The 22,560-nt window shown below is 57.7% G+C and carries 20 protein-coding genes; 16 read left to right on the top strand and 4 right to left on the bottom strand.

Annotation, left to right across the window (positions count from 1 at the left end; all coding sequences use genetic code 11):
• Nucleotides 1–12 precede the first annotated feature (12 nt).
• Complete coding sequence (locus QNJ86_RS11785; protein ID WP_283832826.1) at nucleotides 13–837, top strand: nitrilase-related carbon-nitrogen hydrolase; 825 nt, start codon at nucleotides 13–15, stop codon at nucleotides 835–837.
• Nucleotides 838–1,290: 453 nt separating this feature from the next.
• Here the strand turns inward: QNJ86_RS11785 and QNJ86_RS11780 are convergent, their stop codons facing one another.
• The 3 genes from QNJ86_RS11780 to QNJ86_RS11770 form a co-directional block, all read right to left on the bottom strand.
• Nucleotides 1,291–1,830, bottom strand: a complete 540-nt coding sequence (locus QNJ86_RS11780) for a hypothetical protein (RefSeq protein ID WP_283832825.1) — start codon at nucleotides 1,828–1,830, stop codon at nucleotides 1,291–1,293.
• Complete coding sequence (locus QNJ86_RS11775) at nucleotides 1,817–3,013, bottom strand: AAA family ATPase (RefSeq protein ID WP_283832824.1); 1,197 nt, start codon at nucleotides 3,011–3,013, stop codon at nucleotides 1,817–1,819. The genes QNJ86_RS11780 and QNJ86_RS11775 overlap by 14 nt, the downstream gene beginning before the upstream one ends.
• Nucleotides 3,014–3,238: 225 nt before the next feature.
• Nucleotides 3,239–4,618 (bottom strand): purine-cytosine permease family protein, encoded by a 1,380-nt coding sequence (locus QNJ86_RS11770; RefSeq protein WP_283832823.1) that lies wholly within the window; start codon nucleotides 4,616–4,618, stop codon nucleotides 3,239–3,241.
• 404 nt (nucleotides 4,619–5,022) lie between these two features.
• On the opposite strand from QNJ86_RS11770, the gene QNJ86_RS11765 reads away from it, so the two are divergent.
• Genes QNJ86_RS11765 through rsgA form a run of 4 tightly spaced genes read left to right on the top strand, consistent with a single transcriptional unit; the run spans nucleotide 5,023 to nucleotide 8,395 of the window.
• Entirely contained in the window at nucleotides 5,023–5,160 is a 138-nt protein-coding gene (locus QNJ86_RS11765) for a hypothetical protein (RefSeq protein ID WP_283832822.1), read from the top strand.
• Nucleotides 5,161–5,206: 46 nt separating this feature from the next.
• The gene (locus tag QNJ86_RS11760) at nucleotides 5,207–6,745 is read left to right on the top strand and encodes a TrkH family potassium uptake protein (protein WP_283832821.1); all 1,539 of its coding nucleotides are present in this window, start codon (nucleotides 5,207–5,209) and stop codon (nucleotides 6,743–6,745) included.
• Entirely contained in the window at nucleotides 6,742–7,377 is a 636-nt protein-coding gene (locus QNJ86_RS11755; RefSeq protein ID WP_283832820.1) for a hydrolase, read from the top strand. The genes QNJ86_RS11760 and QNJ86_RS11755 overlap by 4 nt, the downstream gene beginning before the upstream one ends.
• Before the next feature lie 16 nt (nucleotides 7,378–7,393).
• On the top strand, nucleotides 7,394–8,395 hold the full coding sequence (gene rsgA / locus QNJ86_RS11750) for a ribosome small subunit-dependent GTPase A (protein WP_283832819.1): 1,002 nt from the start codon (nucleotides 7,394–7,396) through the stop codon (nucleotides 8,393–8,395).
• Between the two features lie 408 nt (nucleotides 8,396–8,803).
• Here rsgA and QNJ86_RS11745 read toward each other — a convergent pair whose 3' ends face one another.
• On the bottom strand, nucleotides 8,804–8,995 hold the full coding sequence (locus QNJ86_RS11745; RefSeq protein ID WP_283832818.1) for a hypothetical protein: 192 nt from the start codon (nucleotides 8,993–8,995) through the stop codon (nucleotides 8,804–8,806).
• 179 nt (nucleotides 8,996–9,174) lie between these two features.
• Here QNJ86_RS11745 and QNJ86_RS11740 point away from each other — a divergent pair, with 179 nt between their 5' ends.
• The 11 genes from QNJ86_RS11740 to QNJ86_RS11690 all read left to right on the top strand — a co-directional run bounded on the left by QNJ86_RS11740 (nucleotide 9,175) and on the right by QNJ86_RS11690 (nucleotide 22,558).
• The gene (locus tag QNJ86_RS11740) at nucleotides 9,175–10,833 is read left to right on the top strand and encodes an ATP-binding protein (RefSeq protein WP_283832817.1); all 1,659 of its coding nucleotides are present in this window, start codon (nucleotides 9,175–9,177) and stop codon (nucleotides 10,831–10,833) included.
• A 25-nt stretch (nucleotides 10,834–10,858) separates the two neighbouring features.
• Entirely contained in the window at nucleotides 10,859–11,572 is a 714-nt protein-coding gene (locus QNJ86_RS11735) for a response regulator transcription factor (protein ID WP_283832816.1), read from the top strand.
• A 392-nt stretch (nucleotides 11,573–11,964) separates the two neighbouring features.
• Complete coding sequence (locus QNJ86_RS11730) at nucleotides 11,965–14,445, top strand: molybdopterin-containing oxidoreductase family protein (RefSeq protein ID WP_283832815.1); 2,481 nt, start codon at nucleotides 11,965–11,967, stop codon at nucleotides 14,443–14,445.
• A gap of 14 nt (nucleotides 14,446–14,459) precedes the next feature.
• Complete coding sequence (locus tag QNJ86_RS11725; protein WP_283832814.1) at nucleotides 14,460–15,122, top strand: 4Fe-4S dicluster domain-containing protein; 663 nt, start codon at nucleotides 14,460–14,462, stop codon at nucleotides 15,120–15,122.
• A gap of 159 nt (nucleotides 15,123–15,281) precedes the next feature.
• Complete coding sequence (locus tag QNJ86_RS11720) at nucleotides 15,282–15,956, top strand: TorD/DmsD family molecular chaperone (RefSeq protein WP_283832813.1); 675 nt, start codon at nucleotides 15,282–15,284, stop codon at nucleotides 15,954–15,956.
• Nucleotides 15,953–16,651, top strand: a complete 699-nt coding sequence (locus QNJ86_RS11715; protein ID WP_283832812.1) for a ferric reductase-like transmembrane domain-containing protein — start codon at nucleotides 15,953–15,955, stop codon at nucleotides 16,649–16,651. Before QNJ86_RS11720 ends, QNJ86_RS11715 begins: the two co-directional genes overlap by 4 nt.
• A 154-nt stretch (nucleotides 16,652–16,805) precedes the next feature.
• The gene (locus tag QNJ86_RS11710; protein ID WP_283832811.1) at nucleotides 16,806–17,426 is read left to right on the top strand and encodes a QueT transporter family protein; all 621 of its coding nucleotides are present in this window, start codon (nucleotides 16,806–16,808) and stop codon (nucleotides 17,424–17,426) included.
• A gap of 190 nt (nucleotides 17,427–17,616) precedes the next feature.
• Nucleotides 17,617–18,915, top strand: a complete 1,299-nt coding sequence (locus QNJ86_RS11705) for a glycosyltransferase family 2 protein (protein WP_283832810.1) — start codon at nucleotides 17,617–17,619, stop codon at nucleotides 18,913–18,915.
• 190 nt (nucleotides 18,916–19,105) lie between these two features.
• Nucleotides 19,106–20,017, top strand: coding sequence for a sulfite exporter TauE/SafE family protein (locus QNJ86_RS11700; RefSeq protein ID WP_283832809.1), 912 nt, complete (start codon nucleotides 19,106–19,108; stop codon nucleotides 20,015–20,017).
• A 147-nt stretch (nucleotides 20,018–20,164) separates the two neighbouring features.
• Nucleotides 20,165–21,484 carry a histidine kinase gene (locus QNJ86_RS11695; protein WP_283832808.1) on the top strand — a complete coding sequence of 440 codons (1,320 nt, stop codon included), beginning with the start codon at nucleotides 20,165–20,167 and terminating at the stop codon, nucleotides 21,482–21,484.
• Between the two features lie 33 nt (nucleotides 21,485–21,517).
• Nucleotides 21,518–22,558, top strand: a complete 1,041-nt coding sequence (locus tag QNJ86_RS11690) for a DMT family transporter (protein ID WP_283832807.1) — start codon at nucleotides 21,518–21,520, stop codon at nucleotides 22,556–22,558.
• Nucleotides 22,559–22,560 lie beyond the last annotated feature (2 nt).

The raw sequence follows: 22,560 nt of genomic DNA, 5'->3' as shown, positions 1-22,560 counted from the left end.
AGGGGCATGACAGTGAATACGAAGCAAACGGCACACCTGGCGCTTGTACAGTTCGAAAGCGTGCTGTGCGACCCCGCGGCCAACACCGAGAAGGCGTGCCGCATGATTGCGGAAGCGGCGGCCGAGGGCGCCGATTTGGTGGTGCTGCCCGAGTTGTTCTCCACGGGCTACGAGCTGAATATCGTGGGTCCGCACATTCCTGAACTGGCCGAACCGGTAGATGGCCCCACCGTGCGTGCGCTGCAGGAGGCTGCGCGCGCGGCCGGTTGCTACGTGGTGGCGGGCGTGCCGCTCACCTACGAGCTGGAGGGTGTCGTCTTCAACAGCGCCGTCGTGATCGACCGCGCGGGCGAGGTCATGGGCACCTACGACAAGCAGCACCTATGGGCGCTCGAGCGTTTCTACTTCCGCTCCGGCGCTGGCTTGCCCGTGTTCGACACCGACTTTGGACGCGTGGGTGTGCTCATTTGCTACGACCTGGGATTTCCCGAGGTCGCGCGCATGCTGGCGCTGCAGGGGGCCGACATTCTGGTGTGCCCGTCGGCGTGGTGTGCCGAGGACATGGACGTGTGGGACATCAACGTGCCCGCCCGCGCGCTTGAAAACACCGTGTTTCTGGCCGCCGTGAACCGCTACGGCGTGGAGGACGACCTGGTCATGCCCGGTCACACCAAGGTGTGCAACCCGCGCGGCCAGGTAGTAGCCGAACTTGAGGAAGAAGCCGAAGGCGTGCTGCACGTGGAGATTGACGTCAGCGACATCAAAGACTGGCGCCAAAAAAGCCCCTACCTCCGAGACCGCCGCCCCGACCTCTACGACTACGTACTGCTGCCGTAAATAATTACTGCGTTTGCGACGACAAGGGAGCTTGAACAAAAGTGTGACGCGCTTCGCGCTAACGAATACGCCAAGAGATGGTTGCCTTCCCTAGCACTATGACGAGGGCTCGTTCATGTACGATAAACCTAACTAAAAAGATAACCTTCGTAGGGGCGCTTCATGAAGCGCCCTCTCCGCCGCAGGCGGAGAACTCAACTATGACCTGCGTTTTTGCGCTTCGCGTGAACAGCGCATCCTATAAGGGACTAGGCGCTTTGCGCCGTCGCTGCTTACGCCGCTACGGAGGGTATGCTACTTACCAGTCAATGTTTTCAAGCCAGTCAGCCTGCGCCGCAAGGTAAGGTATGCGGGAAGGCTTATTGGCGTACTAGGCAGCGCGATAGCGCGTCACACTTTTGAGTAGCGGGGAGGGGCTTTTGTTGCAGCCCCCTTGAGACTAATGCGACCTGCTTAACGAAGCATATCAGCGAGGCAAAACTCGCCGGGTGGAGTTCGATGGATCCTTTTATATTCTCGTATCGCACAGAGTAAGGTTTCTTTGCTCCAATACGTTTCAAGAAAATCAGGTTTTTTGACGTTGGTAAAGCCAAGTTCCCTGATGCAAAACTGACTTGGCTTTATGCGGCTCTTTACCTTATTGAACTCAGTTAGTTGATGCTCGTTAATGATGACAAGCATTTCAATTTCTGGACTTGTACGTATATTACATACAGAAAAGCGATCCCGATAGAGATTTCCCAAAGTAAAACGTTCCGTTTTTGAATCGAGCACACGAGCAATAATCAGGTCTTTATCGTAATCATATCCAAGGAATTTCTGCTCAATAGCCGAGGCGCTTCTCAGGGAAGTTACCTCTACAATGTTTTCGGGCCTACAGAGAAGCTGCTCGCTCTCAATGAGCTTCCGAATGACAATGCGCTCGGCACCTCCTTCACAAACAAACAGAACATATGAGGAAGAAAGGGCAAAACGAAACTCACTGATGTCCATGAACCTCATCCTTCAAGCGGTCGATAACAGAACGCTTCAATGCCGCAACTTCGCTATATTTAGGAGCGGTACCTTTAATGTAATTAGATAGGAAGACCTCACTCTTTTTGTTCTCGATGCGTTTGACCCGATCGGAATACTTAATAATCTGCGTTCGGTGCTCGTCATTTCGCACGAGAAAATAAAGGTTGTCCTTACGTTGCATATAATCAAGCGCTTCAGGATAGTGAGTTGTGAAAATAAGAAGGGCACCGTACGGGTTAGTCTCTTCTGAGTCGAAAAGCGACATGATCATACCAACCAGCTGCTTATTGAGATGGTTTTCGATTTCATCCACAAGAAGATACCCACCCGTTTTAAGAACTAAAACAGCTTGGTCAACAAGTTCGATTCCGCGTATCGTGCCTGATGAAAGCATTGAAGATATGACACTTACAAAATGTTCCTCTTCTTCGGCGCTTCGTTTGAACTTAAGACGGAAAAGACTGCCGCCGCTATCAGACGGTTTAAGGTATTCGATGCTCGGGTCAAATACGTTTGCAACAGCACCACCCATGCGATTTACGACAGGAGTCTGCAAGGGTGCATCATGGTATAAAGCGGATACGACAGGTTTAGCCTTTTTCTGGATCGAAGAAACAACACTCACATCATCAGGTAAAAAGCGCGCAGCTTCTTCCGATAGAGTACTCCGCTGTATCATTTGCGTAGCAATACGGCGAAACTCCTTATAATCAAGTTGTTTTTTTAAATGCACATCCCTTTTTGCCACCCAGAGTGTTTCGTCCGCGAATGCCAATTTGAGGGGAACAAGGGAGGAATCTTCTTCCGTCTCTGCAACATAGTGGATATCGGAATCTAAAAGGTAGTACTGACCATCCTGATAAAAAAGAGCTTCGAGCTGAAAACTCTTACGGAAGGCAGTGGAATAAAATGCCTGACTATACGACTGAAGGGGTTCACCTGACAATAATTTAAGAACTGCCTCAATAAAGGAAAGGGCGGTTGATTTGCCGGTGGCATTTATGCCTGCCAAGCCAACGACTTTCTGGGTGTAAATTGGTTTGAGAAGTTCATAAACCAATGATGAATCAGGTACGCGATCTGTGGCGAAAAAGTCGAAAGCAAGTATTTCGTTTTCGAACAGGTCAATGCCGTTTAATCTGAATTTAATTAAGCGCATGAGGGCCTTCTTTACAGTTATGAACATAAAATCTGTTTATAACTTTATTTCAGGAAAACGAAAAAATCAAGGCGGTGGTAGATTTTGAGGGCAGAAGTACAAAAACTTTGTACTTTGATTTTCAAAAGTAGTACTTTTCTTTTCAAGTTTTGTACTTTTTGATACAAAAAAAGGCCCCCGCAGTGCGGGGGCCTTATCAAATTAAGTACGTTTCTGCAAAACGTTCTACAGCACCTGGTCGGTTTCGGTGAAGGTTACGGTGTCTACCTTTTTCATGGAGGCGTAGATCTTCATGACTACCCAGTACAGTACGCCAGCCAGCACCAGGGAGTTCAGGCCGGGGATGCCGATGTTTAGCATGCTGGTGACTTCGCCCACCACGAAGCCGGCGATCCAGCAGACGATGGCGATGGGGTTCCACTTCTCCACTTTCTCGGGCAGCTCGCCCTTTGCGCGCGAGGTGTCAAGGGTGCCGCGGCTGCGCTTCAGCAGGAAGTAATCCACCACCATGATGCCCGCGACGGGCGGAATGGCTACGCCCAGCAGCGTGAGGAATCCGGTGAAGTAGTTGATGATGCCAATCACGGACAGTGCGGTGCCCACAATGCCGAGTGCCCACACCAGTGCGTTGCGGCTGAGCTTCTTGTTGAACAGGGCGTTAATCATCGTGGCCAGGCCGAGCGACGACGAGTACAGGTTGATGTCGTTCAGCTTCACCGTGGAGGCCACCACAATGATGACGCCAATGACGCCCGAGGTGCCCATCATGATGTCAACTACGTTCTCGGTGCCCATGGCGTGCGCCAGCAGCACAGCAAGCAGGTTCATGCCCAGCTCGCCCACGAACGTGCCGATGAGCGTCATCCAGAACACCTGCGTGCCGTTCTTTAAGAAGCGCGCGTAGTCGGGCGTACAGATGGCGCCTGCAATAAAGCCGCCCGCCACCATGGTGGTGGCCGCGCCCAGCGTGAGCGCCGGTCCCGGAGGTGCCGTGGTCAGAAGCTCGGTGAGCGAGTGGTTCTGCAAAATGATGGCCGCAGCCACAATAACCACAATCACAAATAGCGGCACAAAAATGGTGGCGAAGTTCGCGATGGCCTTAATGCCGAACACTACCAGAAGCGTGATGGCCAGACCCGTGATGATGGCCCACACAATATACTCGGGCGTAATGCCGGCCATGACGCCAGGTAGAATTTCCTGCGTGCCCAGGAAGTCTGTGAATGGTACGATTTCGGCCATACCCTGGCCAAACACCGCGTTCTGTACGCCGAACCAACCCACCATAGAGATGGCCACCACGCCGCCGAACAGCGCCGAACCCACCTTGCCGAAGCCGGCCCAGCGGGAGAGCAGGCTGGTGGACAGGCCCTCGCGTGCGGCCGCCGTACCCAGCGCCCAGCTGACCACCTGCAGCAGCACCGAACCCAGCATGGTTGCCAGGAATGCGTCCCAGAACGTCAGGCCGTAGCCCAGCGCCGCGCCCAGCATCAGCTGTGAGACGCAGCAGATCGCGCCGATCCTGATGAAAAGAATCCGCCAAAACGGCTGTTTCGCTTCATCAGGAACGCGTGATAGCGAGTAATCGATATCTTCGTTCGCCATGATTCAAACCTTTCGCGCCTGGTAATTCCCCTGCATGTGCCGCGTCCAGGCAATGCCGCGGCCATGCGAGCTCCCTCGTGCGAGCGGCCGAAACGCCGCGCACGAAAAAGTTGGCAAGGAATTATACCGTGTGTAGCACATAATAAGCGCGCGACCGGTGAATTTTACGCTGGCTGAACGTGCGGAAAATGCCAGCGGCCAAGGGGGATCGGCCATGGCCTGCGCGCGGGTGGTCGAACGCGTGCGGGCCAGTGCCCGCGCCCCCGCTTACGCCCACTCCCGCGCCCCTGGCTACGCGCCTCCCGCGTATCCGTCGCCTGCCCGTCGCCCGCGCCCTGCGCTGGTTCAACGGTGTTGCTAAGCCGAACGTATCGCGTCAAGGGGTTTTGTACTAGAATACCGGCATGCGCACACGGAAGAAGGACATACGCCCATCGCTCTCGACCCCGCTGGTCGGCTACGGCATTATGCTGTTGTCCCTTGGGTGCTTCCTTATACTGTTGTGGGTGCTGACCATCGTGGTGAGGGTCGTGCTGGGATGACGAACCTTCTTCGGCCCACGACGCGCGAGGCGGTGCGGCGATAGCCATGTGGCAGCGATTCTCCCTCTATGATTTGCGCGTTATCGGCCATTATCTGGGCGTTCTCGTGCTGTTCTCCACACTGGCTCTGCTGGTGCCGCTGATTACGGCCGTGGTGTGCGGGGAATGGCAGCCCGCTAAAAACTACCTGGTGACCATAGGCATTGCGCTCATTGTGGGCTCGGCGCTGCGCTTTTTGCGCATCGAGCCGGGCAGGCTCAACCGCCAACAGGCGCTTGCCGTCACGGGCTTTGCGTGGATCGTGCTGGCGTTTGTGGCCAGCATCCCGCTGTATTTGTCGGGCCACTTCGCCAGCTACTTGGACGCGCTCTTCGATGGCGTGTCGGGCATCACCACCACGGGCGCCAGCATCATTCAGGACCTCGACCACCTGTCGTACGCCGACAACATGTGGCGTTTCATGATGCACCTGCTGGGCGGCTTCGGCCTTATTGTGGTGGCGCTGTCGTTTGGGCTGTTCGGCAAGCGTGCCGGTGCCAGCTTGTACTCGTCGGAGGGGCGCAGCGAGCACGTGGTGCCGAACGTGGTGCAAACCACGCAGTTCATCGCGAAGATTGGTATGGCGTTCATCATTGTGGCTACGGGCATTTGTAGCGCGATTTGCCTGTTCATAGGCATGGAGCCGCTGCGTGCGGTGCTGCAATCGCTGTGGCTATCCATCTCGGGTTTCGCCACGGGCGGCTTCGCTCCTATGAGCCAAAGCGTCATGTATTATCATTCGTTCCCGCTTGAGCTGGTGCTCATGCTGCTTATGCTGTGCGGTTCCATCAACTTCGTGCTGCATTCCGAAATTTGGAAGGGGCACATCGCGGTGTTCTTCCGCGACTTGGAAATTCGCACGATGGTGTTGTGGCTTGCGGTGATGACCTGCGTGTTTGCAGCGTCGCTGTCCGCTAGCCTGAACTTTTCTGACCTGCCCGCGATGCTTCGCCGCGGTGTGTTTATGGTGATATCCGCGTTCTCCACCACCGGTTTCCAGAACATCACGACGAACCAGCTGACTGGCGCGTTGTCCTCGGGCGCGTTTCTGGTGGTGGCCATTCTCATGGCCGTGGGCGGCAGCGGCGGGTCCACGTCGGGCGGCGTGAAGTTCAGTCGCGTGGGCATTATTATGAAGTCCATTATCGCTACTATTAAAGAGGCGCTGGCGCCCGACTCCGCGCGTGTGGTGGTGTCGTACAACCACGTGGGCCGCCGCATGATATCGCCCGAAGTGGTGAAGGAGGCCATGACGGTGTTCACGCTGTATGCGGTCACCTACGTCATTGGCTCTCTGGTGGGCATCGCGCACGGCTACGAGGCCACGCAGGCTATTTTCGAATCGGTGGCCATGGCGTCGAACGGCGGCGTGTCGTCGGGGCTGGCTTCGCCGGGCATGCCCGCGTCGCTTGAGGTGTTCTACATCGTGCAGATGTGGGCGGGCCGTCTGGAATTCGTGACGCTGTTGGCGCTGATTGTGGAAGTTATCGTGTCGTTTAAGCCGCGTCGGCGGATACTGCCGTTTGGGAAGGAGGGCGCGCGATGAGGGGCGTGCCTCTTTCTGTTCGCGGTGGTGGCTGCGCGGCACGCGGTGGCTGGCCGGTGCGTGTGGCTCGCCTGGTGCTGGCGTGCGCGCTGGCGGCGACGTGTGCGCTGGTGCCGCTTACGGCCTTCGCCGATGATGAGGGCGAAAACCGCGTGAACCCCCAGCAGCGCCCCGACAGTTCGTTCATTTATGACACGTCCATCGATGCGCTGGGTGAGGCCGACGCATACTACGACAACCAAACCGTGCAGGTGGTGGGTGAAGTGGTGGGCGACAACATCCGCTCGGGCGTGAGCGGGCGCTTCCGCTGGATCACGCTGGCTGCCGTGGAGAAGGATTCAACTTCCACGGTGTCGGTGTTCATGACGGCCGAGCAGGCGGCCAAAATTGACACGTACGGCAAGTATGGCACCACGGGCGCAAAACTGCAGGTGCGCGGCACGTTCCACCTGGTGTGTCCCGAGCACGAGGGCCTCACCGACTTGCACGCCGATATTGTGAGCGTGGTGGAAAAGGGTCGTCACCACGAGGACGTGTTCGACGCCAACGAGTTGGTGCCGGGCGCGGTGTTGGTGGCCGTGGGGCTGGCTTTGATGGGTGTGTTCTATTTCTTGCGGGAACGGCAGCGCTAATGCAAGGAGGGGTCGTTTGCTGAAAGGCCAGGTTGTCAAGCTTGATCGCGGGTATCCGCTTGTGCGGACCGAAGACGGGCGCCTCGTGCGCTGCGAGCACGCAACGGCGCTGGTGAAAGGCGAGCACGTGCGCGCCGTCATCGGCGACTTCGTGGAGGTGAACGCGCCCGAGGGTCACGATAAAGGCATCATTGAGAGCATTTGTCCCCGCTCGCGCGCGTTTGTGCGCAAGGATCCCACGGAGCGCGCGGTGCCGCAGGTGCTGGCCGCCAACTTCGACCGCGTGTTTGTGGCGCAACCTCTGGCAGATGTGAACGTGCGTCGTCTTGAGCGCGAACTGGTTTTGGCGTACGAAACCGGCGCGGCGGTAACGGTGGTGCTGACCAAGGCCGACCTGGCTGAAGATGAAGAACACGTGGTTGCCGTGCGCGACCGCGTGCGCGCGTTGGTGGGCCCCGACGTGCAAACTATTGTCGTGACCGAAAACGACCCCAGCAGCATTGAAGCCGTGCGCGCGTTAGTGCCGCCGGGAACCACGGCCGTGCTCATTGGGAAGAGCGGCGTGGGGAAGTCTAGCATGGTGAACATGCTGGTGGGAGCCGAGCTGCAGGACACCACACCGGTACGCGAGGACGGCAAGGGCCGCCATACCACGGTGAGCCGCGAGATGGTGCCCGTGCCGGGCGGCGGCTCCATTGTGGATATGCCGGGCGTACGTGGCCTCGGGCTGTGGGATGCCGACGCGGGTATTGGCGCTGCGTTCGCCGACGTGGAAGAGCTGGCCGAACACTGCCGCTTCCGCGACTGTCGCCACGCCGACGAGCCGGGTTGCGCCGTACGCGCCGCCGTGGAATCCGGCGAGCTGAGCCCCGAGCGATTCGCCTCCTACCAGGCACTTCGCCAAGAAACCGCCGAAGTGGCCGAACGCCGCGAAGAGGCCCGTCGCATGCGCGGCGAAAAAGCCTCCAACGCCGGCAAGCCCCAGCGCAAAGGCAAACCCCGCCCCCGCAAACGCTAAGACGCCGCCCTCCCTTGCCGCAAAAGTGTGACGCGCTTACGTGCTAACTAATACGCCAAGAGGCTATGCGCATCCTCATCATCATGACGAGGGCATGTTCTCCTCTGGTTAACGTACTTGTCGCCCTCGCGGCGCTCAAAAGTGTGACGCGCTATCGCGCTACCGATTACGCCACGATATGGCCACCTCCCTACCACTATGACGAGGGTATGTTCATGTACGATAAACCTAACTAAAAAGGTAACATTCGTAGGGGCGCTTCACGAAGCGCCCTCTCCGCCGAAGGCGGAGAACCAAACCGTGACCTGCGTTTTCGCGCTTCGCGCGAACGACGCTTCCCTAAAGAGACTAGGCGCTTCGCGCCGTCGCTGATAACGTCGTTACGGAGATTAGTCTTTGGTTTGCCAGCTATGCTTCAAATTCTATTCCGTATTTCTCGGCAAAGGCGCGTTCTTTAAGCTGGTCATAAGGCATGGCAAGAATTTCTGGATCGGGGTTACTTATACCGAGCTCAGCAAGCGTCTCGTCGCAAAGATGATGTCCGCGCTTGATAGCTGCCAATCCGCGCTCTCGTTTCGCCTGCTCTGCCATCTGCTGCATGAACTATCCTTTCACATTTGTATACATAGTATAGTACCCTCAAAGACCCTCGAAGAAACCAATCGGCATTCCACTCCACTCATTCGCTAAGTTTTTGCGTATAGGAGGCTTTTGTGTTAACGTCTCCCGCCAAGCGGGGAGGGGTGGCGCTTGTGCGCCACGGCCGCTAGGGGGCCATTGTGAAAAACATTAGCTTGAAGACCATTTATTTGGTTGCGCTTTCTGCCGTGTTCGCTGTTTCGTTTCTTATGTTTGTGCTGCTGGATATGCACTCGCAGCAAGAACAAACCGAGGCGTCTATGCTGGAAGAAGCGCGCACGTTCGCGCGCGAAATGGATGCCGTGTGGAAGTTCATGGATAACTCGCAGTACGTTATAAACACCACGTCAGACGGTGTGTATGAATTCAAGGGGCTGCACTGCTCGCGCGTGGGTAAAAGCGTGGGCGCGCTGTTCTCAAAGGGCAGCGACTACACCATTCGCTACACCAACTTCAATCCGCGCAACGTTCAGGACGAGCCGGACGCGTTCGAAGCGGCGGCGCTCGAATCGTTCAACGCCGATGCGCGCGTGCGAGAACATTATGGCGTGGCCGACTTCCAGGGCACCGAGCGGTTCCGCTACGCGCAGGCGCTTGAGGTGGACAAGAGTTGCCTCGAATGCCACGGCGAGCCGGCCGGCGAAATAGACATCACTGGCAAGGCGAAGGAAGGGTGGACGCTGGACTCGGTGGGCGGAGCCATTAGTATTGTCATACCGCTTGACCAGCAGCAAGAGGCCATGCGCGCCAACGTGGTGCGCGACGTGGCGTACTTCCTCATGATTACGCTGCTCATTGGCGGGGTGGTGTATGGCGTGACCACCTGGTTTGTGTTTCGGCCGCTCGAACGCATGAAGCTGGCGTTCGCGCAGATGGAACAGGGAAGCCTGAAGGTGTCGCTTGATGATAGTCGCGCGGCGAAGGAAATTGGGCGGGTTATTGTGCAGTTCAACAGCATGGCCCAAGAGCTGAATGCCGTGTACGAGCATCTGGAAGATCAGGTGGAAAGCCGCACCGACGACCTGAGGCGCGCGAATGCCACGCTTGAGCAACAGCGCGACACCCTTGAGCGCTTGAACAGCGAACTGGCGAAGGAAACCCAGTTCAAGTCTGACTTGCTGGCCATGGTGAACCACGAACTGCGCACGCCGCTGACATCAATCATCACGTTTGCGCAGATCTCGCGCGAGGCTTGCCCGCCCGAACGCGCCAGCGAACGCCATTCCTGGGAAGAAATTGAGAAGAACAGTCATATTCTGCTTGCCATGATCAACGACATGCTGGATATCGCGCGCTCGGATGCGGGCAGCATTCGCACCTCGTGCGAGCCCATGGATCTGGGCGATATCGTGGCCGCAGTGCGCGAAACCATGACGCCACTCGCCAAGAAGTATAGCGTGTCGTTCACGGCGCGCGTGGCCTCCGACGTGCCGCTGGTGAACGGCGACTTCGAGAAGACGCAGCGCATGCTGGAGAATCTGGCCAGCAATGCCATCAAGTTCACGCCTGACGGCGGCACGGTGGAGTTGCGGGCGGACGTGAATCGCGCTAATGGCAGCGTGCGTCTGCGCATGCGCGACAACGGCATTGGTATTGCGCCCGAAGACCAGGAGCGCATTTTCGAACGATTCTTCCAGGTGGACAGCACGTCCACGCGCAAGTACAACGGCAGCGGCTTGGGCTTGGCGCTCGTGCGTGAATACGCCACGGTGCAGGGCTATTCCGTGTCGGTGGAAAGCGCGCTGGGCTGCGGCAGCACCTTCACGATTCACATTCCGCCTGACGCCATCGTCGGCTGAGGCATCCAAGGGAAAGGCGAAGGGCATGTATAAAGTAATGCTAATTGACGACGAGGACAATTTGCACGCGGCCATCGAGAAGCTGCTCGTGCAAAGCGGCTACGCGTTCTGCGGCGCGAAGGACGGCGAGACGGGGCTGGCGCTTTTGGCTGATGAGAAGCCTGATCTGCTACTGCTTGACGTGATGCTGCCGGGTATCAACGGCTTCGATTTGTGCCGGCGCATTCGCGAGGCGGGGCGGCGCATTCCCATCATCTTCCTATCAGCGAAGACCGATATTGTGGACAAGAGCATTGGCTTCAAGGCGGGCGGCGACGACTACGTGACCAAGCCTTTTAACGCTACGGAACTCCTGCTGCGAATTGAGGCGAACATCCGCCGCCATAAGGACACGCTGGAGTTCGCGCGCTGCTGCAACCGCGAGGGGGTGGCGCGCATCGGCGAGCTGGAAGTGCACTTCGACGAATACCAGGTGTTTGTGAAGGGCAAGCCCGTGCCGCTCACCACTAAGGAGTTCGAGATTGTGGCGTTTCTGGCGTCGAACCCAGGCAAGGTGTTCACCCGTAGCCAAATTCAGGAGTACATCTGGGGCGAAGGCGAGGCTGACGTAAAGACGAACAGCATCACCGTGTTCGTGCGCAAGATTCGCGAGAAGATTGAAGAGAACCCCAGCGAGCCAAAGTACCTGCTCACCGTCCAGCGCGTGGGGTACAAGATGACCGATAAGGTTGAAGGATAGAGGGCGCACAGGGGGGAACTTGCGTGTCGGTGGCGCGGCTTGCGCGGGCGTGTGGTTTGCGTTGTTGTTCTACGGCGGTCAGCGCTTGCGTGCGAGGATTCCCAAAACCGCGTGGCTGCCAGTGCCTCTTCTGCTCACCGCGTCGCTCATTAATATCTCGCTAAGATTTTCTTAACCCGAAAATTATTTCCGATTTATCGTAATAACTCTTGATGCTTCGTAAAGTGAGGGCAACGAAAAGTCAGGGGATGACAAGGCTTTTCGAAACCTTGATTCGCGGGGGTGTATCCCTCCCTCCCCGCTCTCCCGCGGTCGGGTTCTATGCCTTCAGGGCGCCGGTGTTCGGTCGCGCGCCCTTGAAGGCCCCGGTGGAAGGATGAGAGGAGAACCGCATGACAGAGAAGACGGCGAAGCCGCACGGCTTTTCGCGCAGGAGCTTCATCAAAGGCGCCGCAGCCCTCACAGCCGCAGGAGCCCTCGCAGGCTGCAGCCCTAAAACTAACAACCTCGAGGAAACGAAAGAACCACAGGAGGCTCCGGAAACAAAAATCTTTGCGGGAGTGTGCCGTGGTAACTGCGGTGGTGGCTGTTTCCTAAATGTGCACGTCAGAGATGATCAAGTGGTGCGTACCTCGGCACGCGATATGCCGAATCCGGAATATAATCGCATTTGCGCCCGTGGTTTGACGCAGGTGGGTCGTATTTATAGCGCAGATCGTGTGCTCTATCCCATGAAACGAGTTGGCGAGAGGGGTTCGACTGATTTTGAGCGCATCAGTTGGGACGAGGCGTTAAATACCATTGCAGAAAAATGGACTGGTTATCGTGAAGAGTTTGGTCCTCAGTCCATCATGCTCTTCTATGGTTCGGGCAATTACGCTCTTTTTAGCGGAAGTTGTAACGCGGTTGGTGCAGTGGTGCGCTTTGAAAATATTCTCGGATGCACAGATGCAGGACTCGATGTTGACGTGGGAACGGGCTACGGTGCAACACGCGCGCATGGAGGCAGCGATCTTGGCAACGAATTGACCGACCGCAAAAATGCGAAAACCCAAATTCTTTGGGGAAACAATCCTGCCATTTCGCTTCCTCATACTCTGCACTTTATGATAGAGGCTAAAGAGCAGGGTACTCGCTTCATCGTCATCGATCCGGTATACAACCCCAACACCGCTAAGGCTGACTGGTGGATACCCGTCAAGCCGGGTACAGACGGCGCCCTTGCACTAGGTGTGATCAATGTGCTGCTCGAAAACGGATGGGTAGACGAAGAAACGCTGCGCACTAAGACAAACTGCGGCCTGCTCATCAAAGAAGATGGAATGTTCCTTCGCATGAGCGACCTTGGTGTAAAGCCAACAGAAGGAGATGTGGATCCTCTCACGGGCAAACCAAAGATTATCGATCTGCCAGCGGTTTGGGATGAAGATACCGGCAAAGCCGTTGCGTTCAGCGAGGCGACAAAGCCGGCATTGAAAAACGTAGCTCCCATCGAAGGCCATGCGGTCCAAACGGTATACGAAAATGCTATGGGCTACATTTCGGCTTGGACTCCTGTGGCCGCTTCTGCTGTGTGCGGTGTTTCCGAAGACGATATTCGCGAACTTGCACGCGTCTATTATGAAGATGGTCCCGTGACGACAGAAATCATGCAAGGTTTGAATCACTATCGCAACGCCCATTACACCGGCTGGCCTGTGTACTTGGTCGGACTTTTGACTGGCAATGCTGGAAAGCCCGGCGCCGCTATCGGTCAAAGTGAAGAGTATCTGCCTCAGATGATGTTCTCCAACATTAAGGAGGCATGCTATCCGGTTGACTCTTCCGGAAAGGCAGCCCCTGGTGTTTCAGGTCACTTGGACACCACAGTATTCGAGGAAGTGTTTACGTCGGGTAAGTTCAAAGGCAAGGATTACGTGGTCAAAAGCGCGTATATCCATTGCTCAAACCCAATGGTTACCATGTGCAATAACGATTATACGGCGCGTTGGATGGACGCTCTCGAATTCGTGGTGGTTGCGGATATGTGCATGACTGAAACATGCAAGCATGCAGACATCGTACTTCCTGCTGCTCACTGGTTCGAACAGCAAGACATTGGTTTTTTGTTCTCGTCGCACCCGTATCTGTTGTGGCAGGACAAATGCATCGAACCTCTCGGTGAAGCGAAATCCGATTTTCAAATATTCGGCGAGATTCTCGATCGTCTCGGATTGGGTGAGTTCTGGTGCACGGAGGACGAGTATGCCGAAACAGTGCTCAATTCAGATTATTGGAAGTCCTTGGGCTGTACGTTAGAGAACATTAAAACCAAGGGTGCCGTCCGTATCTATCCGGAAGGCGACAAACTTGGCAAAGCTGATGTTCTTGCTACCGAAACAGGCCGTATCCAGTTGTATCAGGAGACAGCTGTTCCTAACAATGTGTCGACAACCGATTTCGATATTTCGAAAGAACGTGGATTGTATTGGGAGACACCACAATTTATCGGCGAGGACCGCGAATACCGTCAGCAATACCCATACAGCGTGTTGTCTGAGCATATGCGTACTCACACGCACACGCAATGGTGGGAATGCGGTTACGTGCGCGAGTTTGAGCGCGAGCCCATCGTGCGCATCAATCCTGACGACGCAGCTGAGCTGGGCATTGTGGAGGGTGATACCGTGCGTCTGTCCAATGATAATGGTTATGTAGTTATGAAAGCAGCGATCAGTGCTGGTTTGCCTCGCAAGATGGTGTCATCGGGTCGTAGCTGGCAAAAAGACGATTTTATTGATGGCCACTTCGCGAACCTATCTTCGAAAGACTACAGCCCTATGATCGCAAACCAGGCGTTTAACGACGTTGCGGTTATGATCGAGAAAATCTAGGAGAGTGGTGCAAGATGACCCATTATGGAATGGCAATCGATCTAAACCGTTGCTTCGGCTGCCAGGCATGCGCTGCTGCGTGTAAAGTCGCAAACAATCTGCCTAAAGACATTAGTTACAACGTGGTATATACCAAGCCGGATAAAAATTTTGACACTCTGGGCCTTGCCGTTGCAAGAGGAGCTCTTTCGAACGACTGCGCAGGTGGTACGCATGATGACCCCGTGCTTTCCTTCTTGCCCTTCCAATGCCAGCACTGCGAGAAGCCGGCGTGTCTCGAAGTGTGCCCCACGGGAGCTACTACTAAAGACGAAGAAACTGGCATTGTCCTCGTGGATAGTGAGTTGTGCATAGGATGTGAGTCGTGTATTAAAGCGTGCCGCTATGAAGGTGTACGTACGCTCATCGTTTCGCCGGAATACTATCTTGATGTGGTGGTAGGTGAATATGACGCGCCGCCGCACAAGGGAGGTACGGTGGAGAAGTGCACGTTCTGTAAGAATCTTATTGATCGTGATGAAGTTCCCGCCTGCATGCAACTGTGCCCCGGTCGCGCTCGTTATTGGGGGGATATCGACGATCCGGAGTCGGACGTGTCGAAGGCTATAGCTGGCCGCGAGACGCTGTTCCTCAACGAGGAAGCCGGCACGAAGCCCAGTGTGTACTACTTGCGATAACTGTCACGTGGGGCTATAACAGCACGCGCTGAAGATTGGCTGTAGGGTAGGGGCTGTCTTTGCTGCGAGAAGCGGTGAATGGCAACAAGGATCAAGCCCCTTCCTTGCAAACTCGGTCGGCGTGTGCTTGGGCGGCCTCTCATGTGCAAGGGGGAGCGAATGGAGCGGATGGAAGCGTTAAAAAGTAGTGTGGGGAAGGCTGACGCTTGCGAACTTTTGGCTTATGCATTCGCATTTCCAAACGAACAGCTTGCGGAAGGACTTTCCAGTGGCGCGCTTGCGGACGACGCTGAGGCATGTCTACGCGATGCGGGCGTGGCGAGCGAAGGTGCGCGTCAGGTTGCCAATGACCTTCGCAGGTGGCAGGGATTTGATGCTGCCGATTTGTGCTCACGTATGCGCACCACGTACTCGCGTCTTTATCTTGTACCTGGTGGTCACACGCCTATCTTCCCTTATGAAAGTGCATTTCTTCATGTGGAGCACGGGCTATCGGGTATTCCCGTGCTATTTCGCACGCCGGTGACACTTGACGTTGAGCGTCAGATGCATGAGGCGGGTGTTGCTGCGAAGAATGAGCGCAAGGAACCGTGTGACAGTGTGTTTGATGAGTTTGAGTTCTTGTCATTCCTCTTCGCCAAGTTCGCTGATGCAAGTAATCGCGAGGACACTGATGAGGCTACTATCTGGGAAAGCCGCGTTCAGCATTTTTTAACTGAACATGCCCAAGTATGGTTGCCTTCGTTTATGCGCCGTACACAAGAATTGGCTGCAGGTGAACCTTATGAAGCGCTCGCTTCCTTTGGCGCAGCAACGATGGGGGTACTCGAATGACATTCCTTCTGGTGTTCGTGATTACGGTGGTGGCGGTGTATGCGCTGCGCACGCCGTTGAAGCGCTGGCCCGTGGTGTTTTATGCGCTTGCCATTGTGCTTGATGTGCTGTTCGTGATGGGGTCGTTTGTGCGGCTGCCAGGCCCCCTTAACGATGTGCTGTTCCTGCTGGTGCATAAGTGTACGCTGGCCACCGCGCTGTTTATTGTGGTCATGTACATTGGCGTGTTCAGCCGCGATGGCCTTGTGGCGCAGCGGTTTCGCCCCATTCGAGCCGAGTTGTCCATCGTGGCCTGGCTGTTGTCGCTGGGGCACATGGCGGTGTACCTCGCCTCGTACGCAACGCGGCTTTCCGCAGGCTTCGCGCAGGTTAACGTTGCCGTTGCTTTGGTGATAGCGCTCGTGCTGTTTGTGCTGCTGCTGGTGCTGGGTGTGACCTCGTTTAACGTGGTGAAGAAGCGTATGCCCAAAGAAACGTGGAAGCGCATACAATGGTGGGCGTACCCCTTCTTCGGCCTGGTGTACGTGCACTTGATGCTGATGCTGCTGCCCGCGGCCTTGCGCGGCGGCGAAGCGGCGCTGATGAGCGTGGTGGTGTACACGGTGCTGTTTGGTGCCTACGCGGTGCTGAGGATCGCCCGTGCTCTCAAGGATCGGCGCGCCGCGCGCAATAAGCTTTCCGCTGATTGCTGCTAATTCTTCTGCTATACTTCGCTCCGGCTTTGCCTGGTGGGATCTCACGTCTGCTTTGGCTTTGCTCCGCGTTCGCATCGTTGGGCCCTGCGTTTGCGGCTTATTAGTTGCCCAAAGCCCGCGGCCGATAGGCCGTGCGGAGACAAGGAGAAATCCCATGGACAAGGGAAGATCGTCGTACGTCGCCCAGGCGGGCATGATTGCGGCCGTGTATGCTGCAGCCACGCTTATCGCACTTCTGCTGTTGCAGGGGTTTGCATGGGGGCCGGTGCAATTCCGCATTTCAGAGGCCGTGTGCGTGCTGGCCGTGCTCACGCCAGCGGCCGTGCCGGGGCTCACGGTGGGCTGCATCGTGGCGAACCTCATTGCGCTTGCGGTGAACGGCACCGGTGCGTTAGGCCTGCTCGACGTGGTGTTTGGCAGCCTGGCCACCTTCTTGGGCGCGCTGTGGTGTTGGAAAATGCGCGAGCGGCCGAAGCTGGCGCTGCTGGGGCCCGTGATTGCGAACGCGGTTATCGTGCCTGCTTATCTGCCGCTTTTGTTGCAGGGGTTGGGCTTCTACACCATTCCGTTCACCACCATCGCGCTGGATGGCGCCTACATTCCCATGTACCTGTTCGGCCTGGTGGCTACTGGAATTGGCGAGGCGCTGGTCATGTATGTGCTGGGTTTGCCGCTGCTTACGGCACTCAAGCGCTTTAATGTGGTGAAGCGTCCGGCGGAAAAGACGCGCTCGCAGGCAGGCGGGCTGGACTCGAAGCAGGCTGAAAGCCGCTAGGCGGCGTTGTGGTTTACCGCTGGAAGCGCCGCCTTCGCCACCCCTCGCATTGTTTTAGTGTTCGCGATACGCCCGCCCCTTCGCTGTTTACGTGAAGGGGCGGGCGTATGTGCGCAAAGCGGCTACAATATACGGTTGGACTAACTGAAGCAGGCGTGCCGAGGGGGCCGCCTCCGACTGAAGGAACCGCATGAACCCGGTTATCATCATACCGACTTTCATCTCTGCCCGCCGGCGCAAGGAAGGCGGCAGTCTTCTTACCACGTACGATCACACCACCCCCATCTCGCAACCCGGCGAGCTGCCGCGCCTTCTGCACTCGCTCCAAAAGGTGCGCGGCATCGGGCAGATTGTGATTCTGGTGGCCAGCGAGCCGTCCATCGAGAACCAGGCGGCCGAAAAGGTGCAGATCGCAGCCGCGCAGTACCCGTCGCTCAACATTGCCGTGGTGGGCGCGCCGGAACTTGCGCTCGTGCAGCAGCGCATGGAGCAGCTGGGCCTGGGCAAGCTGTCGAAGGAAATTGGCCTTTCCGGGTATGGTGCCATTCGCAATTTGGGCCTGGTGGTGGCGAACACGCTCGGCTTCGACGCCGTGGTATTCCTGGATGACGACGAGATTGTCGACGACGCCGACTTCCTGCAAAAAGCAGTTTATGGCCTGGGGAAACTCACAAAGAAGGGCATTCCCATTCTGGCGAAGACGGGCTACTACTTCAACTCCGAGGGCACGTTTTTGTCGAAGAGCCAGGACAAGTGGTACAACCATTTCTGGCAGCAGGGCAAAGCCTTCAATAAGATGATGACGAAGGCTATGCGCGGCCCGCGTCTGTCGCGTTCAAACCACGTGTGTGGCGGCTGCTTGGCGTTGCACAAAGAGGCGTTCAAGCGCCTGTCGTTCGACCCGTGGATCGCGCGCGGCGAAGACCTCGATTACATGCTTGACCTGCGCATGTACGGCTCCGACATCTGGTTTGACAACCAGTGGAGCCTGCGTCACCTGCCGCCGGAGACCGAAAGCGAAGGCACGCGCTTTCGCCAGGACATCTTCCGGTGGCTCTACGAGTACCGCAAGATGGAGTACAGCCGCACGCAGATTGACCTTTTGCAAGTGAAACCCTCGTCGCTTGAGCCGTATCCGGGGCCGTTTTTGGAGCCGGGCGTGACGAAGCGCATTCGCCTGACGGCGTTTCTGCGTAGCTTGGCACGGCCTGACAAGAAGGCGTATCGCAAGGCGGCGAAGGCGGCTACCGGCGAGGCTACCCTGTATGCGCAGCGGAACTGCTCGAAGTATTTCGAGTTCCAGTTTGTGTGGCCTGAACTCATGGCGCGCTTTGAGAACGACCAGATTCTGCGCACGGCGCTGGTGCAGTGCGCCGCGCAGCGTCAAATTGGCGTTGACGCACCGCGCCAGGCTGCCGCTATCGCGGCGCAAGCTGCCGGTATTGACCCCGGAGCGACGAGTGAGATTCGCCTGAATATTGCGGAGTAGCGCCTGCGCGCATGGCGTGTTTTGCGTGTCCGCGCGTTGGCGCTGCCGTTTGCCGGTGAGGCGTTGTCGCTGGGAAACGCTGTCGTGACGCTTGGCGGAATCCCGGCGCCTTATGTTCGCGCCCGCAGCCGCTTCGGCTACACTGTGACGTGGACAAATCGCGAATCTGCAAGGAACGGACGGCGCGCGCATGGACCTCTTCACTTCGTTTGTTTTGCCTGCTGTGGTGGGCATCGGCATCGGCATTCTGTCGGGCATGCTGGGCATCGGCGGAGGCACGGTGCTGGTGCCCATCTTCCGCTTGGCGTTCGGCATGAGCCCCATCATGTCCACGGCTACGTCGCTGTTCACCATTATTCCCACGTCCATCTCGGGCGCGGTGTCGCATGTGCGACACAAGACGTGCGTGCCGTCGCTGGGCATAGCCGCCGGCCTGGGCGGCGCGTGCACCTCGCCCATCGGCGTGTGGCTGGCGCAGATCTCGCCGGCTTGGCTGGTCATGCTGGTGGCCGCGCTCATCATTGGGTACTCAGCGGTGAATACGCTGATAAAGGCCTGGCGCATGAAGCCCGCGGCGAAGAAAGTTCCGGCTGCAGCTGCGGATGACCCTGCAGTGCTGGCGGAAACGGCCGTTGAGCAGGTGGGTGATGCGGCGGCGAACGAGGATGCGGAACTGGCGCCCACGCCCATTGCGGCGGACACGGGCAAGTCGTTTCCCAAGCTGACGCGCAAGCAGTTGCTTATTGGGGCGGCCATTGGCCTGGGCGCGGGCTTGGCCTCGGGGTATGTGGGCGTGGGCGGTGGCTTCATCATGGTGCCGCTCATGTTGTCGCTGGTGGGCATTTCCATGAAACAGGCGTCGGGCACCTCGCTTATTGCGGTGATGCTGTTGGCCATTCCCGGTGTCATTGAGCAGGGCATTCTGGGGAACATCAACTATATGGCGGGCATCGCGGTGGCTATCGGCTCCATTCCGGGCGCTATCCTGGGCGCGCGGCTCGTACGCATTGTGCCGGAGCGCATGCTGCGCTTCATCTTCGGCGGCTTCCTTATTGTAGCGGCCGTGGTGCTGGTGTTGAACGAGCTGGGCATCCTGGGCTAGCGGCCGCGCACCACGCGCGTTGGCGTGCGTCGCAGCCCGCCCGCGGCTCGCTGACCGCGCGCCCCCGCATACACCCCTGTCTAAAAGCGTGCATCTTGGTGACGTAGCTGGTAGGATGGTGGCCCACCTACAGCAAGGAGGTCCCCGTTGGTTCAGGAGACGACGGAAGTGAAGCCAGCGTTGCCTCGCTTCTTCACGCTTGAAATGCTTATGTTTACGCTCACGGCCTTGTCGGGGCTCGTGCTCATATGGTCGTCGGTGTCGCCGTATCGCAACATTGCGGTGCTCATTGTGGCGGGCATCGTGTTCACGTTTTCGCTGGTCATCGTCATTCGGCTGCTCATGGACCCGGATTCAGTGCGCGCGCGTCAGTCAGATGCCATGCTGCGCCTGGCCAGTCAAACGCTCGACTGCATGAAGGAAGGCCTCACGCGCGACGCGGCGCAGCGCATCTGCCAGCTGCTGCTTCCTTCCACGGCCGCCATCGCGGTGGCCATCACCGACAAGGATCACATTCTGGGTTACGCCGGCTACGAAGAGGCCGAAAACCCCTCCGGTAGCATTATTCGCACGCACGCGACGCATGCCACGCTGGCCGATGGGCACGGCCGCATCCTGCTCACGCCCGAGGAAATTGGGTTCCCGTCCAGCTCAACCACCATTCAGGCGGCCATCATTGTGCCGCTCACGGTGGGCCACAGCGTGGCGGGCACGCTGAAGTTCTACTACCGTCGCGCGCGCCACATCAGCGAGACGCAGAAATCTATCGCCGAAGGGTTCGGCCAGCTGTTGTCCACCCAGATGGCGGCCTCGGCGCTAGAAGAGCAGACGAAGCTTGCCACCAGCATGGAGCTGAAGGCGCTGCAAAGCCAGATCAACCCGCACTTTTTGTTCAACACCATCAACACCATCGCCTCGCTCATTCGCACCGATCCGGAGAAGGCGCGCATTTTGCTGCGCGAGTTCGCGGTGTTCTACCGCCGCACGTTGGAGGATTCGGCCGACCTTATTGTGTTCGCGCGCGAGATGGAGCAGACGAAACGCTACTTCACGTTCGAAATTGCGCGCTTCGGTGAGGACCGCGTGGCCATGGAGGTGGACATCGACCCCGCCGTCGACGACATGATGGTACCGCCGTTCCTCATTCAGCCGCTCGTGGAAAACGCCGTGCGCCACGCCATGCCCTCCGAGGGCAAACTCACCATTCGCGTGACCGGCACGGTGGAGGGCGATGACGTGATCGTGTGCGTGGCCGACGATGGCGTGGGCATGACGGAAGAGGCGCGGCAGAATATTCTGCACCCCGAGTCGTCCACCGGCTGCGGCATTGCGGTGAAGAACGTGCACGACCGCATTTGTGGGTACTTCGGCCCCGACACGCACATGGACGTGGAAAGCGAGTTGGGTGCCGGCACAAAGGTGACGCTCGTGCTGAAGAACGGGGCGCAACGGGAGTTTGAGCGCTGACAAGGGCACGCCCTACCTCTATAATGAGCCGTCATGGGAAAATTCGCGAACATACAAAACCGCATTCCTACCGGGGTCTATAAGCTGCTGCTGGTGGTGGCCACCATCATTTGGGGCCTCAGCTTCGTGGTGATGAAAGACGCCGTGGATGTGCTGCAACCGGCGTACCTTATTGGTTTTCGCTTTCTGGCCACGGGTGCCATTCTAATTGTGCTGTTCTTCGGGCGCATCCGCCGTGCCTTCACGGGCGAGATGGCGAAGGATTACCTAGTGAAGGGCATCATCCTGGGCGTGCTGTGCTATCTAGCGTTCTGGATTCAAACCATCGGGCTCGACCACACTACGCCGGGCAAAAATGCGTTTCTCACGGCCACGTACTGCGTCATTGTGCCGTTTGCCTGGTGGGCTATTGCGCGCAAGCGACCCTCGGTGTTTAACCTGGTGGCAGCTATCATGGCGGTGGCGGGCATCGGGCTGGTGTCGCTGACGGGATCGCTTTCCGAGTTGTCGATGGGCTACGGCGACGCCATGACGCTGGTGTCGGCGCTGCTGTTCGCCGTGCACATTGTGTACGTGTCGAAGTTCTCAGAGACGAACGACGTGCTGGTGCTTACGGTGATGCAGTTCGTGGTGGGCGGCATCTGCGGCGTGGCGTACGGCGCGTGCTTCGAAACGCTGCCGCCGATGGAAGCGCTCACGCCCGCGTTCTGGGCAAACATGGCGTATCTTGTGGTGTTCGCGTCGTGCGTGGCGCTGGTCATTCAGAATGTGGCGCTGGCGCACGTGCCGCCCGCGCAGGCGTCGCTGTTCCTCAGCCTGGAAAGCGTATTCGGCGTGCTGTTCAGCGTGCTGCTGTATGGGGAACAGATAGGGCTTCGCCTGGTGGGAGGCTTTGCCCTCATCTTCATTGCTATAGTGGTGAGCGAAACATTCCCGTTGAAGCGCGGGGCGGACGACGAGCCGCTGGCTCTTGAGACGCCCGGCGGCCCGGTGGTGGCCGTGGAGGCGCCGGTGCTGGCCGACGAGTGCGTGGGCAGCGCTGCCGCCGAGCGCGCGGACGGGGTTACCGAGTAGCG

The organism is Gordonibacter faecis (genome assembly GCF_030077735.1).
Classification (GTDB): domain Bacteria; phylum Actinomycetota; class Coriobacteriia; order Coriobacteriales; family Eggerthellaceae; genus Gordonibacter; species Gordonibacter faecis.
The sequence above is the reverse complement of the archived record's forward strand: the minus strand, read 5'-3'. Positions and strand labels throughout refer to the sequence as shown.

Bases quoted from the DNA above. Each gene is read 5' to 3' on its own strand.
- QNJ86_RS11720 (WP_283832813.1), top strand. From the start codon at position 15,282: ATGGAGCGGATGGAAGCGTTAAAAAGTAGTGTGGGGAAGGCTGACGCT.
- QNJ86_RS11725 (WP_283832814.1), top strand. From the start codon at position 14,460: ATGACCCATTATGGAATGGCAATCGATCTAAACCGTTGCTTCGGCTGC.
- QNJ86_RS11705 (WP_283832810.1), top strand. From the start codon at position 17,617: ATGAACCCGGTTATCATCATACCGACTTTCATCTCTGCCCGCCGGCGC.
- QNJ86_RS11755 (WP_283832820.1), top strand. From the start codon at position 6,742: ATGAGGGGCGTGCCTCTTTCTGTTCGCGGTGGTGGCTGCGCGGCACGC.
- QNJ86_RS11745 (WP_283832818.1), bottom strand. From the start codon at position 8,995: ATGCAGCAGATGGCAGAGCAGGCGAAACGAGAGCGCGGATTGGCAGCT.
- QNJ86_RS11765 (WP_283832822.1), top strand. From the start codon at position 5,023: ATGCGCACACGGAAGAAGGACATACGCCCATCGCTCTCGACCCCGCTG.
- QNJ86_RS11770 (WP_283832823.1), bottom strand. From the start codon at position 4,618: ATGGCGAACGAAGATATCGATTACTCGCTATCACGCGTTCCTGATGAA.
- QNJ86_RS11775 (WP_283832824.1), bottom strand. From the start codon at position 3,013: ATGCGCTTAATTAAATTCAGATTAAACGGCATTGACCTGTTCGAAAAC.
- QNJ86_RS11780 (WP_283832825.1), bottom strand. From the start codon at position 1,830: ATGGACATCAGTGAGTTTCGTTTTGCCCTTTCTTCCTCATATGTTCTG.
- QNJ86_RS11715 (WP_283832812.1), top strand. From the start codon at position 15,953: ATGACATTCCTTCTGGTGTTCGTGATTACGGTGGTGGCGGTGTATGCG.
- QNJ86_RS11690 (WP_283832807.1), top strand. From the start codon at position 21,518: ATGGGAAAATTCGCGAACATACAAAACCGCATTCCTACCGGGGTCTAT.
- QNJ86_RS11700 (WP_283832809.1), top strand. From the start codon at position 19,106: ATGGACCTCTTCACTTCGTTTGTTTTGCCTGCTGTGGTGGGCATCGGC.
- QNJ86_RS11735 (WP_283832816.1), top strand. From the start codon at position 10,859: ATGTATAAAGTAATGCTAATTGACGACGAGGACAATTTGCACGCGGCC.
- QNJ86_RS11730 (WP_283832815.1), top strand. From the start codon at position 11,965: ATGACAGAGAAGACGGCGAAGCCGCACGGCTTTTCGCGCAGGAGCTTC.
- QNJ86_RS11760 (WP_283832821.1), top strand. From the start codon at position 5,207: ATGTGGCAGCGATTCTCCCTCTATGATTTGCGCGTTATCGGCCATTAT.
- QNJ86_RS11710 (WP_283832811.1), top strand. From the start codon at position 16,806: ATGGACAAGGGAAGATCGTCGTACGTCGCCCAGGCGGGCATGATTGCG.